This is a genomic window from Tamaricihabitans halophyticus, from assembly GCF_004340875.1.
Classification (GTDB): Bacteria; Actinomycetota; Actinomycetes; order Mycobacteriales; family Pseudonocardiaceae; genus Tamaricihabitans; species Tamaricihabitans halophyticus.
Map to the genome: position 1 here is coordinate 220,528 of NZ_SLXQ01000006.1, position 16,369 is coordinate 236,896.

13 protein-coding genes are annotated in these 16,369 nt (G+C 66.4%); 8 read left to right on the top strand and 5 right to left on the bottom strand.

Features of this window, described 5'->3' with window-relative positions; translation table 11 throughout:
* Positions 1 to 15 precede the first annotated feature (15 nt).
* The 5 genes from EV191_RS16225 (at position 16) to EV191_RS16245 (ending at position 6,991) form a co-directional block, all read left to right on the top strand.
* Positions 16 to 2,496, top strand: coding sequence for a GcvT family protein (locus tag EV191_RS16225; RefSeq protein WP_132877890.1), 2,481 nt, complete (start codon positions 16 to 18; stop codon positions 2,494 to 2,496).
* A gap of 117 nt (positions 2,497 to 2,613) precedes the next feature.
* The gene (locus EV191_RS16230; RefSeq protein ID WP_132877891.1) at positions 2,614 to 3,813 is read left to right on the top strand and encodes a glycine cleavage T C-terminal barrel domain-containing protein; all 1,200 of its coding nucleotides are present in this window, start codon (positions 2,614 to 2,616) and stop codon (positions 3,811 to 3,813) included.
* A gap of 19 nt (positions 3,814 to 3,832) precedes the next feature.
* Entirely contained in the window at positions 3,833 to 4,675 is an 843-nt protein-coding gene (locus EV191_RS16235) for a methylenetetrahydrofolate reductase (RefSeq protein WP_243658987.1), read from the top strand.
* A gap of 28 nt (positions 4,676 to 4,703) precedes the next feature.
* On the top strand, positions 4,704 to 6,401 hold the full coding sequence (locus EV191_RS16240; protein WP_132877893.1) for a formate--tetrahydrofolate ligase: 1,698 nt from the start codon (positions 4,704 to 4,706) through the stop codon (positions 6,399 to 6,401).
* Between the two features lie 5 nt (positions 6,402 to 6,406).
* Positions 6,407 to 6,991 carry a cyclodeaminase/cyclohydrolase family protein gene (locus EV191_RS16245; protein WP_132877894.1) on the top strand — a complete coding sequence of 195 codons (585 nt, stop codon included), beginning with the start codon at positions 6,407 to 6,409 and terminating at the stop codon, positions 6,989 to 6,991.
* 175 nt (positions 6,992 to 7,166) lie between these two features.
* Here the strand turns inward: EV191_RS16245 and EV191_RS16250 are convergent, their stop codons facing one another.
* The 5 genes from EV191_RS16250 to EV191_RS16270 all read right to left on the bottom strand — a co-directional run bounded on the left by EV191_RS16250 (position 7,167) and on the right by EV191_RS16270 (position 12,036).
* Positions 7,167 to 7,625, bottom strand: a complete 459-nt coding sequence (locus tag EV191_RS16250) for a cysteine dioxygenase (protein WP_132877895.1) — start codon at positions 7,623 to 7,625, stop codon at positions 7,167 to 7,169.
* A gap of 179 nt (positions 7,626 to 7,804) precedes the next feature.
* Positions 7,805 to 8,920 (bottom strand): cystathionine gamma-lyase, encoded by a 1,116-nt coding sequence (locus EV191_RS16255; RefSeq protein WP_132877896.1) that lies wholly within the window; start codon positions 8,918 to 8,920, stop codon positions 7,805 to 7,807.
* Between the two features lie 9 nt (positions 8,921 to 8,929).
* Positions 8,930 to 9,835, bottom strand: a complete 906-nt coding sequence (locus tag EV191_RS16260) for a DMT family transporter (protein ID WP_243658988.1) — start codon at positions 9,833 to 9,835, stop codon at positions 8,930 to 8,932.
* 345 nt (positions 9,836 to 10,180) lie between these two features.
* Positions 10,181 to 11,248, bottom strand: a complete 1,068-nt coding sequence (locus tag EV191_RS16265) for an NAD(P)H-dependent glycerol-3-phosphate dehydrogenase (protein WP_132877898.1) — start codon at positions 11,246 to 11,248, stop codon at positions 10,181 to 10,183.
* Positions 11,248 to 12,036 carry a lysophospholipid acyltransferase family protein gene (locus EV191_RS16270; protein ID WP_132877899.1) on the bottom strand — a complete coding sequence of 263 codons (789 nt, stop codon included), beginning with the start codon at positions 12,034 to 12,036 and terminating at the stop codon, positions 11,248 to 11,250. The genes EV191_RS16265 and EV191_RS16270 overlap by 1 nt, the downstream gene beginning before the upstream one ends.
* Before the next feature lie 173 nt (positions 12,037 to 12,209).
* Here EV191_RS16270 and cofC point away from each other — a divergent pair, with 173 nt between their 5' ends.
* The 3 genes from cofC to EV191_RS16285 are packed head-to-tail and all read left to right on the top strand — an operon-like array spanning position 12,210 to position 16,150.
* Positions 12,210 to 12,860, top strand: a complete 651-nt coding sequence (cofC, locus tag EV191_RS16275; protein ID WP_243658989.1) for a 2-phospho-L-lactate guanylyltransferase — start codon at positions 12,210 to 12,212, stop codon at positions 12,858 to 12,860.
* Between the two features lie 39 nt (positions 12,861 to 12,899).
* Positions 12,900 to 15,161, top strand: coding sequence for an RNA degradosome polyphosphate kinase (locus tag EV191_RS16280; RefSeq protein ID WP_243658990.1), 2,262 nt, complete (start codon positions 12,900 to 12,902; stop codon positions 15,159 to 15,161).
* Between the two features lie 5 nt (positions 15,162 to 15,166).
* A complete protein-coding gene (locus EV191_RS16285) occupies positions 15,167 to 16,150 on the top strand; it encodes an NUDIX hydrolase (protein WP_424565474.1) in 984 nt (327 codons plus the stop codon).
* The last annotated feature ends 219 nt before the right edge of the window (positions 16,151 to 16,369 follow it).

Here is a 16,369-nt window from a genome sequence, read left to right on the forward strand (position 1 = left end):
AACAGGGCGGCGGCTATGGACTCTCGAGCGCAAATCCTCATCATCGGTGCTGGCATCGTCGGATGCAGCACCGCGTACCACCTCGCCAAGCGGGGCGTCAGCGACGTGCTCGTCGTCGAACAGGGCCCGCTGTTCGCCACCGGCGGGTCCAGCTCACACGCGCCCGGCCTGGTCTTCCAGACCAGCCCGGCGCAGACGCTCACCCAACTGGCCAGCTATACGGTGCGCCGGTTCGCCGAGGAAACCCTGGACGGCAAGCCCTGCTTCCACCAGGTCGGCGGGATCGAGGTCGCGACCACCCAGCAACGCTGGGATGAACTGGCCAGGCGCCGGGGGCTGGCCAGCTCCTGGGGCGTCGAAGCCGAGCTGCTCGACCCCGAACGGGTACACGAGGCCATTCCACAGGTAGCGAAGGAGCGGATCTACGGCGGGCTCTACGTGCCGACCGACGGGATCGCCAAACCAGTGCGCGCGGCAGAGGCAATGGCCCGCGAGGCACGGCGACACGGGGTGCGGTTCCTCGCCAACACCGAGGTCACCGGCTTCGACGTAGCCGGTGACCTGGTGCGCACGGTGCACACCAGTCGCGGTTCGGTTTCCGTGGATACGGTGCTGTGCTGCGCGGGAATCTGGGGACCGCGGATCGGCGGGCTGGCCGGGGTGAGTGTGCCGGTGCTGCCACTTGCCCACCAGTACGCGGTGACCACGCCGGTCACCGGGCTGACCAACCCGGGGACCGAGGTCCGCCAGCCGCTGCTGCGGCATCAGGACAGCGCGATGTACTTCCGGCAGATCTACGACCGCATTGGCATCGGCTCGTATCAGCACCGCGCCATTCCGGTGAGCCAGCAGGAAATCGCGCCGACAGCCGCGGCCGGTGATGGCACCGAGGCACCGTCCGAGGGCGGCGGCTGGAAGGGGATGTCCTCGGTCCATCCGTTCACCCCGGAAGACTTCGCGACGCCGTGGACTCAGGCCTGCGAACTGCTTCCCGAGTTGCGCCGGGCCGAGATCTCCGAGGGTATGAACGGCCTGTTCCTGTTCACTTCGGACGGGATGCCGGTACTCGGCCCGAGCAGGGAGCTGGACAACTTCTGGCTCGGCGAAGCGGTATGGATCACGCATGCCGGCGGTGTCGGGCTGACGCTGGCCGAGTGGATGACCGGCGAGGCTCCGAGTGTGGACCTGCGGGCCGCGGATGTTCGGCGTTTCGAGAGCTTCGCGCACAGCCCGTCCTATGTGCACCAGCGGGCAACGCAGAACTTCCGCGAGGTCTACGACATCATCCATCCGCAGCAGCCCTCGGCGCGCGCCCGCCCGCTGCGCACCAGCCCGTTCTACCTCCGGCAGCAGGAGTTGGGTGCGTTCTTCCTCGAAGCCAACGGTTGGGAGCGCCCGCACTGGTTCGAGGCGAACGCCGAACTGGTGACCGGCAGGGAGATCACCGAACCGGGGCCGTGGGCAAGCAGGTACTTCTCCCCGATCATCGCCGCCGAGCATCAGCGCACTCGCGAACGCGGCGCGCTGTTCGATATGACCTCGCTGGCCAGAGCCGAGGTCACCGGCAGGGGCGCGCTCGCGCTACTGCAGGCGCTGACCACCAGCAACCTGGATCGCGCACCTGGTTACGTGACCTACACTCTGATGCTGGACCCGAGCGGTGGCATCCGCGCGGACATCACCGTGGCAAGACTTGGCAGGGACACTTTCCAGGTTGGACTCAACGGCCAGCGGGATATCGCCTGGTTGCGCGCGCACGCGGACGAGACCACCCAGGTAAGGGATATCACCGGCGGCACCTGCTGTATCGGGTTGTGGGGGCCACACGCGCGGGACGTACTGGCGCCGCTGGCCAGTGTGGATATCTCCGCGGAGGCCTTCCGGTTCTTCCGGGTCAAGCAGTTCTACGTGGCCGAGGTGCCGGTTACCGCGATGCGGCTCTCCTATGTGGGCGAACTCGGCTGGGAGCTCTACACCTCGGCGGAGTATGGCCTGCGACTGTGGGATCTGCTCCGCACCGCCGGGGCCGAGCACGGCGTCATCGCCGCCGGCCGCGGTGCCTTCAACGGGCTGCGGTTGGAAAAGGGTTACCGCGCATGGGGCGCGGATATGTGGAGTTCACACGACCCCGACGAAGCGGGGCTCGGTTTTGCCGTCAAGCCGGACAAGGGCACGTTCATCGGCAGGGACGCACTGCTGCGCCGTAGAGAACATCCCGTCCGGCAACGGTTGCGCTGCCTGCGCATCGAGGACGGCACGGTGTTGATGGGTTCGGAGCCGGTCTGCTCGACAGCCGAACCCGGGGGCACGGTCGGCTTCACCACGAGCGCCGGCTATGGCCACAGCGTCGGAGCAAGCCTCGCCTACGCCTGGCTGCCCACCGACCTGTCCGAAGAAGGCACCCGAGTTGACGTTGCCTACTTCGACCGGCGACACCCGGCAACGGTGGTCGCCGACCCCGTACTGGACCCCGAGATGAAACGGATGCGCTGCTGACCGCCGTCGGGCGTGCATCCGCATCCCGCCCGACGAAACCAAACCCCGAAGATCGCCACCCGTCCTCCACAGGCACGGGCTAGTCAGCTACACCCCAAACCCGTTAGGAGCCACATCATGGCTGTCAACCCAAACCCGGGAGTGTTGCAGTACCCAAGGATCCGCAAGTCCCCCTTCTACTACGCGTCCCGCCGGCACGGCGTCGGGCTGTACAGCGTGTACAACCACACGTATCACGCGCGGCACTACGGAGATCCAGTCGGTGAGTACTGGCATCTGCTGGAAGGCGTCACCCTCTGGGACGTCGGAGTGGAACGCCAGGTGGAGATCACCGGCCCGGATGCCTTCGAGTTCACCAACATGCTGGTGCCACGTGACCTGAACAAGTGCAAGGTCGGTCAGTGTAAGTACGTGTTCGTCACCGCCGAAGACGGTGGGATCATCAACGACCCGGTGCTGCTTCGGCTCGGCGAGAACCACTTCTGGCTTTCCCTCGCGGACAGCGATGTGCTGCTGTGGGCCAAGGGGCTCGCGTACAACCTCGGGATGGATGTGCAGATCCGCGAGCCAGACGTGGGCCCGGTCCAGATCCAGGGCCCGAAATCGCGCGAGGTCATGGTCGACCTGTTCGGCGAGTCCATTCTCGACATCCCGTACTACTACACCGTTGATCGCCAGCTGGACGGGATGGACGTGGTGATCTCCCGCACCGGATTCACCGCGGAACTCGGCTACGAGATCTACCTACACAACGCGAGCAAGGACGGCGTGCGGCTGTGGGACACGATCTGGGAAGCCGGTGAACCGCACGATATGCGGGTGATCGGGCCCTGCCATATCCGCCGCATCGAGGCGGGCATCCTGTCCTGGGGCAACGACATCACCTACGACACCAACCCGTTCGAGGTCGGCTACGGCTTCGAGGCGACCTGGATGGTTGACCTCGAGCAGGAGGCAGACTTCGTCGGCAAGGCCGCCCTGCAGCGGATCAAGAACACCGGGATCACACGCAAGCTCGTCGGTGTCGAGATCGGTGGGCCGAACGTGGGTACCTTCAACGACGGCTCGATGATCGACTTCTACCCGGTGCACGACCCGCACGGGCTGCGCATCGGCGAGGTCACCTCGGCGTGTTACTCGCCACGGCTGGAGCGCAACATCGGCTACGCGATGGTGCCGATCGCCTACGAGGCTTACGGCACCGAGCTGGTGGTGGAAACCCAGCACGGCAGGCAGGACGCGGTTGTGGTGGAAAAGCCCTTCATCGATCCGAAGAAGGAAACCCCGAAGCGCCTCGAGCGCGTGCTGAGCGCGTAGTGGTGGCGGTGACGTGCCGATGAACACGCAAACCAAGCAGCTGCAGCAGTACCTGGCCACCGCTCGGTTCGAGGTGCTACCGCTGCGTGGCGTATTGGACAAGGTCGCGGACCTGCCACCCGGCACCACGGTCACGGTCACCTCGTCGCCGGCCAAGGGCATCGAAGCGACCCTGGCTACCGCGGCGGCGTTGCGGGAGCGCGGCTTTGCCGCGGTGCCTCATGTGGCCGCCCGGCTGGTCGCGGACCGTCGGCACCTCACCGATCTGCTCGATCGGATGGCCGAGACCGGACTGTCCGAGATGTTCGTGGTCGCCGGCGACTCCCCCGAGCCAGCGGGGGAGTTCGCCGACTCACTCGCGCTGCTGCGCGGGTTGGCCGAGCTCGGCCGAAAACCGGACCGGGTCGGGATCACCGGCTACCCCGAGCGGCACGCACTGATCTCGGACGGCGCCACGATCGCCGCGATGAGCGCGAAGGCGCCTTACGCGGACTACATCGCCTCGCAGATCTGCTTCGATCCGCACACCATCGCCAACTGGGTGAAGTCGGTGCGCGCACGCGGCGTGCGACTACCCATCCACCTCGGTATCCCCGGCGTGGTGGATGCCACGAAGCTACTACGGATATCAATGAAGATCGGGCTTGGCGATTCCATGCGGTTCCTCCGGAAACAGCACGGCGTGGTCGGCAAGCTGCTCACCAGGTTCACCCCGGAGGACCTCTGCTATCAGCTTGCGCCCTACCTGGTCGACTCGGAGTACGGGATCGCCGGCTGGCACTTCTTCACGTTCAACGAGGTCCGCAAAACGGACCAGTTCCGCACCGAACTGGCTACCCGCCTGCATGAGGTGCCGGCATGACGCCACGCTACGGGGAGGAGACACAGCCATGAGCATGCCGTCCGATCTGGACATCTCCAGATCCACGACGCTCAAACCGCTCGAGGAGATCGCTGGTCAACTCGGTATCGGCCCGCACCTGCTCGAACCGTACGGGCGCAATGTCGCGAAGATCTCGCTGAGCGCGCTCGACGAGCACGCGGACGCGGCACCCGCGCGCTATGTCGTGGTTTCGGCCATCACGCCGACCCCACTCGGCGAAGGCAAGACCACCACGACGGTCGGTCTCGGGCAGGCACTACGGCACCTCGGCAAGCGGTCCGTGGTCGCCATCCGGCAGCCATCCATGGGGCCGACCTTCGGCATCAAGGGTGGCGCCGCGGGCGGCGGGTACAGCCAGGTGGTGCCAATGGAGGCACTGAACCTACACCTGACCGGGGACATGCACGCGGTGACCGCGGCGCACAACCTGCTCGCCGCCATGGTGGATAACCACCTGCACAAGGGCAACACGCTCGGGCTCGATCCACATCGGATCACCTGGCGGCGGGTACTCGACGTGAACGACAGGGAGCTGCGCAATATCGTCAGCGGGCTCGGTGCTAAGGCGGACGGTTCACCCCGGCAGGCCGGGTTCGACATCACCGCGGCCAGCGAGGTGATGGCGGTGCTCGCGCTGTCCACCTCGCTGCACGATATGCGCGCCCGGCTCGGCCGCATCGTGGTCGGCTACACCAAGAGTGGCACGCCGGTCACCGCCGAGGAACTACACGCGGCCGGCGCGATGACGGTGATCCTGCGCGAGGCGATCAAGCCGAATCTGATGCAGACCGCGGAGAACACACCGGTTCTGGTGCACGCCGGCCCGTTCGGCAATATCGCGCACGGCAACTCGTCGATCGTCGCCGATCAGATCGGCAGTAAATGCGCCGACTATCTGGTCACCGAGGCCGGGTTCGGCGCGGATATGGGCGCCGAACGGTTCTTCAACATCAAATGCCGCAACTCGGGGATGGCACCGGACGCCGCGGTGCTCGTCGGCACGGTCCGCGCGCTGAAGGCACACTCCGGCCGCTACCGCGTGGTCGCGGGCAAACCGCTACCACCCGAGCTGCTCGAGGAAAACCCGGACGATGTGCTCGCCGGCGCACCGAACCTGCGCAAGCAGATCGAGAACATCAAGGTGCACGGGGTCACGCCGGTGGTGGCGATCAACGCGTTTCCCACCGACTACCCGAGCGAGCACGCGGCAATCCGGCAGGTTGCCGAGGAAGCCGGTGCGCGCGTGGCGGTGAGCAATCACTTCACCGAGGGCGGCAAGGGCGCGCTCGATCTGGCCGAAGCGGTGGTGGCCGCGGCTGAGGAAACCAACCAGTTCCACTATCTGTACCCGGACACCGCCGATCTGCGCAGCAAGATCGAAACGATCGCCACCAAGGTCTACGGCGCGGACGGGGTCTCCTTCCAACCGGCCGCGGCCAAGGCGATCGCGGATTACGAGGCGAACGGATTCGGCAGGCTGCCGGTATGTATCGCCAAAACACATCTGTCGCTGAGTTCGGATCCCGCACTCACCGGCGCCCCGACCGGCTGGACGTTGCCGGTGCGGGAAGTACGTGCTTCGGTCGGCGCGGGCTTCGTGTACCCGATCTGCGGGGATATGCGGACCATGCCTGGCCTCGGCTCGGCACCAGCAGCCGAGCGCATCGACATCGACGAACACGGTCAGGTGGTGGGGTTAAGTTGAGCACAATGGATCGCACGGTTCGCGAGTACCTCGCGGAGGTCGCCGCGCCCGCGCCTTCCGCGACGGGCGGGAGCGTGTGCGCGATAACCGTGGCGGCCGCTGCCGGACTGGTCGGGATGACCGCGGGTATCTCCCGGCAGCTCGATGACGCCCCGGCGATCGAGGAAAGCGCGCGGGAACTCAGGGAACGCGCGGTGCACCTGGCTGGTGCCGATTCGGCCTCCTACCGCGCGGTGTGCACCGTGCAGCGGTTGGCGCAGGATTCGCCGGCATGCAGCCAGGCGGTGCGGGACGCGCTGATCGCGGCCGCGCAACCGCCGTTGAAGATCGCGAAGCTGGCCGCCGAGGTGGCCTCGCTCGCCGCGCTGCTTTCCGCGCACGGCAACCAGGTCGCCAGGGGTGATGCCATCACCGCGGCCAGCCTGGCCGCGGCGTCCGCGCGCAGCGCCGCGACGCTGGTGCGGATCAACCTCACCTCAGCGGGGTTGGACACCGGCGGCGCGGTCGAGGCGGAGGCCGCCGCGAGCTCGGCGAAGCGCTCGGCCCAGCTCGCCCAGGACGCGCTGGCCAACGGTCATTCGGTGAGCTGACCGCAAGATCCCTAAGAGCTCGTATCATAATGACTCTCCGTCGTGAGCGGGGATCAGATTGGATGAGATGCAAGGCGGAGGAGGAGCTCATAGCAGCGCTATGGGCGACGACGACAACGCCGCAGATCGCCAATCTGGCCACGCGCAATAGGTACGCGTCGTTGTGATATGGGCTCTAAAGACCGCGGTCGGGAAGGAAGCGGGCTGGGCGTTCTGGGCGGTAGACGTGAATGCTGACCGCCGGATCGGGCCCGTGGTTACTCACCTGGTGCAGGTAGTCCAGCCCGAACACGCGGGACTGGCCGACGCCGAGCTCGATGCTTTCCGTGCTGCCGCCGCCAGCGGCGGCACGGAACACCCGCTCCGTCAACACACCGGAAACCACGGTGAACGCGCCGGTCGCGCCGCCGTGCTCGTGTAAGTCGGTGTGCTGGCCGGGTAGCCAGGACAACAGCCAGGCTTCGTGGGTCGCGGTGCGCTCGATTAGCGCCGAGTAGCGCCGTTCCGGGTCGTAGCGGAGCAGATGTGCCCAGCGCTGCCGGTCGGCGGCGAGCTCGAGCGCGGTCCGGACTGGGTGGCGCAGCGCGGTATCGGCGGCCGGCAGCGCGACGGTATTGGGTGGTACAGCGAACAACGGATTTCCTTCGAAAGGCAGGTGGGGTCAGCCCGAACGGGCAAGGACGAAACACTCACCTACACATACAGAGCGCGCTGGCGACCCGGCGCAGGTCAATATGACCGCGCCTGGGGCTCATCGCACGCTTCATCACGCCGAGTAGCGTGCCGGTCCCGACCACTACCGTCAAATTGTTCTCACATCGTGGACGCCAGTGCCTTGCGCAGATCCTCGACGAGATCGGCGGGATCCTCACAGCCAGCCGACAACCGGACGAAACCTTCCCCAACCGGGTCGCCCCAGCGCGCCCGCCGGTCCAATGTGCTGTGCAGACCACCGAAGCTGGTCGCATCCGTGAACAGCTCGCTGGTAGCCAGTACCTTGGCCACGGCCGGAGCGGACGGCAGCTCGAAGCTGAGCACGCCACCGAAGCGCCGCATCTGCTTGGCGGCGAGCGGATATGCCGGATCCTCCGGCGCGCCCGGCCAGCGCAGCCCGCACACCGAGGGATGCTCGCGGAGTACCGCGTACAGCGCGGCCGCGTTCTCGGCCTGCTGGCGCAGCCGCATATCCAGGGTGCCAAGGCCGCGATGGGCAAGCCAGGCCTCGAACGCGCCGGGGATCGCCCCACCGCTGGTGCGCCGCTCCCGCAGCAGCCCGGCCAGCTCCACGTCGCGTGTGGACACATGCCCGAGGATCAGGTCACTGTGTCCGGCGACCGCCTTGGTATCACTGGTCACCACCAGATCGGCGTCGAGCCGCAGCGGCCGCTGGCCAAGCGGGCTCGCGGTGGTGTTGTCCACGGCCAGCAACGCGCCCTCGGCGTGCGCCAGCTCACTCAGCGCCGCGATATCGCAGACGTCGAGCCCGGGGTTCGACGGGGTTTCCAGCAGTACCAGTCGAGCCCCGCGTATCGCCGACGCCCAGGAGCCCGCGGTGGGCACCTCGCGGACATCGAGGTCCAGACCGGCCAACTCGGTACGCACGTACCCACGCACCAGGTAATACCCGTCCTCGGGCAGCACCAAGACATCGCCATGGCCGAGCACCGCGCGCAACATGGTGCTGATAGCGGCCATGCCGGAGGAGAACAGCACGCAATGGCCGCCATCAAGCTCACCAAGCGCGGATTCCAACGCGCGCCACGTCGGATTGTCCGGCCGGCCGTAGTAATAATCGTGCTCCCGCGTCCCATCGAGCCGGTAAGGCGCGGCAAAGGTCGGCCCGGCCAGCAACGGCGCGCCCACCTCGGTGGTTTCGCCCGCGTGCACGCAGCGCGTGCCGTCTCGCCAGGACTGTTCGTGCCAAGTCACCACCCCACACTATCGGCCGGTCCCTGCTCGGTTGGCGAGGTTGTTCAACAGCAGCGCGAGGATCAGCAACGCCGCACCAACAATCCCGCCGACGGTCAGCCGCTCCCCAAGCAGCACGACCGCGAGTACTGCGGCGGTGAGCGGTTCGAGTAGCACGGCCAGCGCGGAAGCAATCGGTGTGGCGCCCCGCGAACCGGTGAAGTAGGCGCCGTAGGCGATGGCGGTGGGCACCGCGGCCAGAAATCCCGCGATCCCCAGCACCGGCCAGGTCATCGGGATCGCCATCCCTACCGGCAGGGCTATGGGCAACAGCAACAGGCCGCCGGTCAGCAAGCCGGCGGTGGTCACCGTGCTCGCCGGTAACCCGGGCACTGGCTGCCGGGTCAGCAAGATCATACTGGCGAAGCCAGCCCCGGAACACAGCGTGAGTACCACGCCAAGACCGGTTTGCGGCGAAGTCGGGTCGGTACCACCGGCTCCGCACAGCAGCACCAACCCGGTGAGCGCGACACCGACGGCAAGCCGCACCCTGCTGGTCGGCCATGCGCGATCGGCTATCGCCGAGGCGAATGCGACGAGAACCGGCACGCTGCCAATCGTGAGCAGCGTAGCCAGACTCACCGAAAGCGCGGCGACGGCGAGATAGTAGGCGACCTGAAAGACCGCGAGCAGCGCGCCGACGGCGAGCACTCGCAGCACGGCCGCCACATTCCAGCAATATCGAAAACCGCCGAGCACGGCACACCCGATCGTCGCCAGCCCGCCGCCGAGCAGCAGTCGATAAGCGGCGACCGCGAGCGGATCAAGCGCCGCGCGATCACTGAGCATGGCACCGGCAAGGCCGCCAGTGCCCCAGAGCACGCCCGCGGTCACCAGTAACACGGTGGACCGCGAGGTGGAAACGGATTCAGCCAAGGGAAGCACTCCACTGTCGCGAATAGACATGACTCACGCGAAGCGGGGTGCCGGGAACAACCGGCGTGAAACGTGCGAGAACTACGGCGCGTCGCTAGTGACGACCGCGCCGCCTGTCAGATACCGCCATGCGCACCCCGCTCAGCGGCGGGGCGGCGGGCAATGCGGATAACGTCGGTGCACGGGCGGAACACTAGCGGGCGCGCGCGGCGCCCACCAGCGCTTTCCGAAAGCCGCGCTAACCTTAAAGAACGCGGTCACACGCAGTCACCGCAAGATCCCCACGGATTGCGATCACCGGCGGCACGCGGGGTGTGCCGCGGCCAGATAACCCAGCCAGATAACTCAGCGCCATTCGTGTTTGCGCTGCCTGCCGAGCAGTTCGGCGGCCATGTCCCTGGGCCGCAACCCTTCATGGCACACCCGCCGGACGCCGTCGGCGATGGGCATATCCACCCCGTGCGCAGCCGCCAGCTCGACGATCGAAGTGCATGACTTCACGCCCTCGGCAACCTGCCCGTGCGTCGCCTGCTGCGCCTGCGCCAGCGTCTCCCCCTTGCCCAACCGGATGCCGAAACTGCAGTTACGGGAAAGCGGCGAAGTACACGTCGCCACCAGATCGCCAAGACCAGCCAGCCCGGCGAAGGTCAGCGGATCGGCGCCGAGCTTGCCGCCAAGCCGGGAAATCTCCGCCAGTCCCCTGGTGATCAACGTGGCCAGGGTGTTGTCCCCGAAGCCGAGCCCCGCGGCCATCCCGCAGGCCAGCGCGATCACGTTCTTACACGCACCGCCGAGTTCGCAACCGAGCACGTCGGTGTTGGTATACGGCCGGAAGTAGCCGTTCGAGCAAGCTCGCTGTACCGCCACGGCGCGATCATGATCAGCGCAGGCGATCACCGCACCAGCCGGTTGCTCCTGCGCGATCTCCCTGGCCAGACTCGGGCCCGCGACCACAACCACGCGTTCCGCGGATACCTCGGCCACCTCGGTGATCACCTGGCTCATCCGCCGCATGGTGCCAAGCTCGACCCCCTTTGCCAGACTCACCAGCGGAACCTCCGGCGGCAACAGCTCACGCCAGACCGTGAGGTTCGCCCGCAAACTCTGGCTGGGCACGGCAAACACCACCGCTTGCGCGTCACGCAGTGCCTGCCAAGCGTCCGTGGTCGCCCGCAGGCGATCCGGCAACCGCACATCCGGCAGATAGTCCGGGTTAGCCCGCGCGTTCACCGCATCGGCGACCTCGGGCCGGCGCGCCCAGAGCGTGACATCGCGACCGGCATCCGCGAGCACCTTCGCGAAGGCCGTGCCCCAGGAACCGGCGCCGAGCACGGTTACCCGCTGGACCTGTGGTGCTACCGGCACGCCGGTATCGTCGCCTGGCTCGCCAACCGCTGTACCTTGCGCCGCCATCACTTCGCCGTGGGGTCGCCGTCGCCGGACTGGGACTCACCAGACTGGGACTCACCGGACTGGGACTCACCAGATTTGGACTTGCCGGAGCGACCGGGACTGTAGAACTCCTCCGGCGCTTCCTCCGCACGCGCCTCGGCAAGCAGCTCGCGCACCCGAACCATCAACAGATCCGTGACCTCGCGCAACACCTCATTGGACTGTGGCTGATCGCGATAGGCGGACAGATCCACCGGTTCGCCGACGATGTGATACATGGTCTTACGGGGCAGCGGCCGGAACTTCTTCGTGTAGCCGTTCCAGATGTGGTTGGTACCCCACCTCGCCACCGGAATCACCGGCGCGTCAGTGTCCAGCGCCAACCTGGCCACCCCGGTGCGGGCGCGCATCGGCCAACCCTCCGGGTCCTTGCTGATCGTGCCTTCCGGGTAGATCAGCACGATCTTGTCGTCCGACAATGCCTCCCTGGCCGCGCGCAAACTCGCCCGCGCATCCGAGGTGCCACGGTATACTGGGATACTGCCGGCGCCACCGAGGATCTTGCCGAAGATCGGGATCCGAAACAGGCTGTCCTTGGCCATGAACCGGGGGACCCGCTTGCAGCGATGCACGAACACCGCGTCCACCGCGGGGTCGAGGTGCGAAACATGGTTCATCACGAGCAGCGCGGAACCGTCCCGCGGAATCCGCTCGGTCCCGCGGTAGATTCGGCGTCCCAGCCAGCTCAGCGGGTAAAACAACACGGCCGCGCAGCCAACCCAGAATCCGCCCTTCTCGCGTTTAGCCAACGCTCCTCCTTGCTTCCTGGCCAGTTACCGTTCACTCGTAGTGTGCCTGGCCACGCTGGGTATCCCCGGTTCGGCTGTCCGCAGGCAACCGTATGTCGAACTTAACCCGCCACCCGCGAACTCGGTCGAAAACGACAGCCCCAGGCGGCGCCCCTATCGGGGATGATGGCGTCGTGACTGTCGTGGTCGATCTTGTCGTGCCGGTCAAATCGCTCCGGAGCGCCAAAACCCGCCTGCGCGGAGTAGCCGGCCGAGCCGATGGCGTGCACACCGAACTGGTACTCGCCATGGTCCTGGACACGGTGCTCGCCGCGCGCGCGACCGCACGCGTTGGTCGGGTACTCGTGGTCACCCCGGACAGCAGGGTGAATTCCACGCTACGCGAGCGTGGCTTCGCGGTATGCGGCGAAGGGCCGGTTTCCGAACTTAACGCCGCCTACCGGTACGGCGCGGCCCAGCTGGCGGCGACCCAGCCGGCCGGTCCAGCGCGCGCGATCGGCGCGCTGCAAGCAGACCTACCCGCACTGCGCCCGGCCGATCTGGACACCGCGCTGGCCACCGCCGCCGAGCACCGGGTTTACTGCCCTGACCGGCAGAAAACCGGCACCACGCTGCTGGTCAGCGCCGTCGGCGAGGCGTTGGATCCACGGTTTGGCCCCGATTCCGCACACGCCCACCACGTCTCCGGGGCGCGCCAACTGACCGCTCCGGTGCCCACCCTACGGTGCGACGTGGACACCGCGGAGGATCTCGCCATGGCAGCCGAACTCGGGCTCGGACCGCATACCAGCGCACTGCTCGACACGTTGACCTACGCCGGATGACCAGGCGACACAACAGGCTTCGTACGAGACAATATCGGTGTGAGTACCAACGGTCAGGACGCCAACCACCCGCCGAACCTCAGGGAGACGCCGCCGGCGCTGCCCGCTCGAACCGGGACGGCGGTCGAACCCGGCTCGACCGAAAGACATTCGCTCGGATCCGAAGCGCCGGGCGATACCGAGGTGCGGTCGGTGCCGTCCGCGCCGCCCGCGGTCACCCCAGCGGCGCAGGCGACCGAACTCCCCGAGGATCGCTACGCGAACCGGGAGCTGTCCTGGCAGGACTTCAACGCTCGAGTACTCGCGCTGGCCGAGGACGAATCCCAGCCGCTATTGGAACGAGTCAAGTTTCTGGCCATCTTCGCCTCCAACCTGGACGAGTTCTACATGGTGCGGGTGGCAGGCCTGAAGCGGCGCAACGAAACCGGACTTTCCGTACGTAGCGCGGACGGATTGACGCCAAGCGAGCAGCTGTCGCAGATCTCCAAGCGCAATCAGGATCTCGTCGAGCGGCACACCATCGCGTTCGAGGAACACATCCGGCCGGCGCTGACCGAGCACGGTATCCGGATCGTCGTCTGGTCCGAATTGGGCGCTGACGAACAGCAGCGGTTGTCGAACTACTTCTCCGAGCAGATCTTCCCGGTGCTCACACCGCTCGCCGTTGACCCAGCGCACCCATTCCCCTATATCTCGGGACTGTCCCTGAATCTGGCCGTGACCGTGCGCGACCCGGAGGGGGCGACCGAACGATTCGCCCGCGTGAAGGTACCGGACAACGTGCCCCGGCTGATCCGGATCGGCGCGGAGAACACCCGCGCGGACAACCCGGACGTGACCTTCCTCCCGCTGGAAGAACTCATCTCCGCCCATCTCGGCGAGCTGTTCACCGGTATGGAAGTGATCGAGCACCACGTATTCCGGGTAACCCGCAACGCCGACCTGGAGGTCGAGGAGGATCGCGACGAGGACCTCCTGCAGGCATTGGAGCGGGAACTGGCACAGCGCCGGTTCGGCCCGCCGGTCCGGCTGGAGATCGAGTGGGCGATGAGCACGCATATGCTCGAACTACTGTTGCGCGAGCTGGACGTACATCCCAAGGACGTGGTGGTTTCGCACGGGCTGATCGACCTGTCCTGTCTCAATCAGATTCACGCGCTGGACCGCAAGGCACTCAAGTATCCGCCGTTCGTTCCGGCCACCCATCCGGCGTTCGGTGAGCGGGAGACCCCGAAAAGCGTGTTTGCCACGCTGCGCCAGGGCGATGTGCTGGTACACCATCCCTACGATTCCTTCTCCACCACGGTGCAGCGGTTCATCGAGCAAGCCGCGGCCGATCCGCATGTACTGGCGATCAAACAGACGCTGTATCGCACCTCGGGTGACTCGCCCATCGTGGACGCGCTGATCTCCGCGGCCGAAGCGGGTAAGCAAGTCGTGGCACTCGTCGAGATCAAGGCAAGGTTCGACGAGCAGGCCAACATCAAATGGGCGCGCGCACTGGAAAAGGCCGGCGTGCACGTGGTCTACGGGATCGTCGGGCTGAAGACACACTGCAAGACCGCGTTGGTGGTGCGCCAGGAAGGCACCACCATCCGCCGCTACTGCCATATCGGTACCGGCAACTACAACCCGAAAACGGCGCGGCTCTACGAGGATGTCGGCCTGCTCACCGCGGAGCCCACGATCGGCGCTGACCTCACGGATCTGTTCAACACGCTGACCGGCTACGCGCGCAGGGAGCGCTACCGCAGCATCCTCGTTGCGCCATACGGGATCCGGCGCGGCATCGTGGACCGCATCGCCGCGGAGATCGAACATGCCCGCACCGGCGCGGAATCCGGAATTCGGATCAAGGTGAATTCGCTCGTTGACGAGCAAGTCATCGACGCGCTCTATCAGGCGTCCCGTGCCGGCGTGCCCGTCGATGTCGTGGTACGCGGGATCTGCTCGCTCAAACCGGGGATCGAGGGACTCAGCGAGAACATCTCGGTCCGCTCGATTCTCGGCCGGTTCCTGGAGCACTCCAGGGTGTTCCACTTCGTCGGCGCGGACGAGTACTGGATCGGTAGCGCGGACATGATGCACCGCAACCTCGATCGGCGGGTGGAAGTCCAGGTTCGGGTCACCGATCCGAAGCTCACCACCCAGCTCGACGAGGTACTCAACTCCTGCTTTGACCCAGCTACCCGGTCCTGGGTGCTACTGCCGAACGGCGAGTGGGCCCCAGTGCCGAAAGACGGTTCCCGGGTACGCGACCATCAGGTCGAACTGTTGGCCAACCACGGAGCGAACGGGTGAGACGGATTCATGCCGCCGGCGCGGTGTTATGGCGGGAGCCAGCGCCGGAGCAGCCGTTATCCGACGGTTCGATCGAAGTCGCGCTGGTGCACCGGCCGCGCTACGACGATTGGTCATTGCCGAAAGGCAAGCTCGACCCCGGCGAGACGATGGCCGCGGCGGCCGCTCGGGAAGTACACGAGGAAACTGGTTACTCGGCCATTCTCGGCCGCTATCTCGGCGCGGCGAACTACTCCGTACCAAGCACGGAGAATACCGGCGGTATACCGAAACGGGTCGAGTACTTCAGCGCTCGGGCGATGGCAGGGCATTTCCAGGCCAACGATGAGGTCGACGAATTGCGCTGGTTTACCCCGACGGCGGCAAGGAAGCTGCTCAGCTATCCGGATGACGCCGAGATTCTCACCAGGTTCACCGCACTGCCGCCGCGACAGCACAGCCTGCTACTTATTCGGCACGCCAAGGCGGGTAAGCGTCAAGAATGGACTGGCGACGACGATCTGCGGCCACTGAGCACCGTTGGCAGCACGCAGGCCGCCGCGTTACGCACGCTGCTCCCACTGTTCGGCCCCACCGACGTACATGCGGCCCCCAGGCTGCGCTGCGTACAAACTGTGCAGGGCCTTGCCGACGATCTCGGTCTGCCGGTGGTTATGGAGCCGGAACTCACCGAGGAAAGCTATCGCAAGGATCCCGATGCCGCGGTGGCGCGACTGCGTGAGATCGCCCGGACTGGGCGCACACCGGTCGTTTCCAGCCAAGGCGGCGCGATTCCCGGTTTGGTAGCGATGTTGGCCGAGCAAGCCGAACTCGTCGTCGGTCCGGTAACGAGCAAGAAAGCCTCGGTATGGCAACTGTCCTTTGCGGTCGGAAATCAATCGGCCGGAAACCGGGCGGTAACAAATAACGTAGGTGAGAATCCGGCGACACCGCAGCTTATCGCCGCAAACTACTTTCCAAGCCCGCTGCCCGCACCGTCCGGCGAATAGGACACAGCCGTAGCCGGGACGATCCGTAGGCCTGCCCACCCGTAGGCCGGCTCAGCTTAGGCTGATCGGCATGAACGGTGTCCCCGGCACTCAGCCCTTGGCGCGGCAGGATTAGCCCGCTACAGCCAACTCAGGGACCCGCACGGCTATGCATCGGACAGGGGGCCAGCCAGGCACTGGACTAACCGGACAGTGGGTTGCCAGGTGGTGCTAGGCGGC

Excerpts from the sequence above, each read along its gene's own strand:
- EV191_RS16225 (WP_132877890.1), top strand. The coding sequence starts at position 16 with ATGGACTCTCGAGCGCAAATCCTCATCATCGGTGCTGGCATCGTCGGA.
- EV191_RS16230 (WP_132877891.1), top strand. The coding sequence starts at position 2,614 with ATGGCTGTCAACCCAAACCCGGGAGTGTTGCAGTACCCAAGGATCCGC.
- EV191_RS16235 (WP_243658987.1), top strand. The coding sequence starts at position 3,833 with ATGAACACGCAAACCAAGCAGCTGCAGCAGTACCTGGCCACCGCTCGG.
- EV191_RS16240 (WP_132877893.1), top strand. The coding sequence starts at position 4,704 with ATGAGCATGCCGTCCGATCTGGACATCTCCAGATCCACGACGCTCAAA.
- EV191_RS16245 (WP_132877894.1), top strand. The coding sequence starts at position 6,407 with ATGGATCGCACGGTTCGCGAGTACCTCGCGGAGGTCGCCGCGCCCGCG.
- EV191_RS16265 (WP_132877898.1), bottom strand. The coding sequence starts at position 11,248 with ATGGCGGCGCAAGGTACAGCGGTTGGCGAGCCAGGCGACGATACCGGC.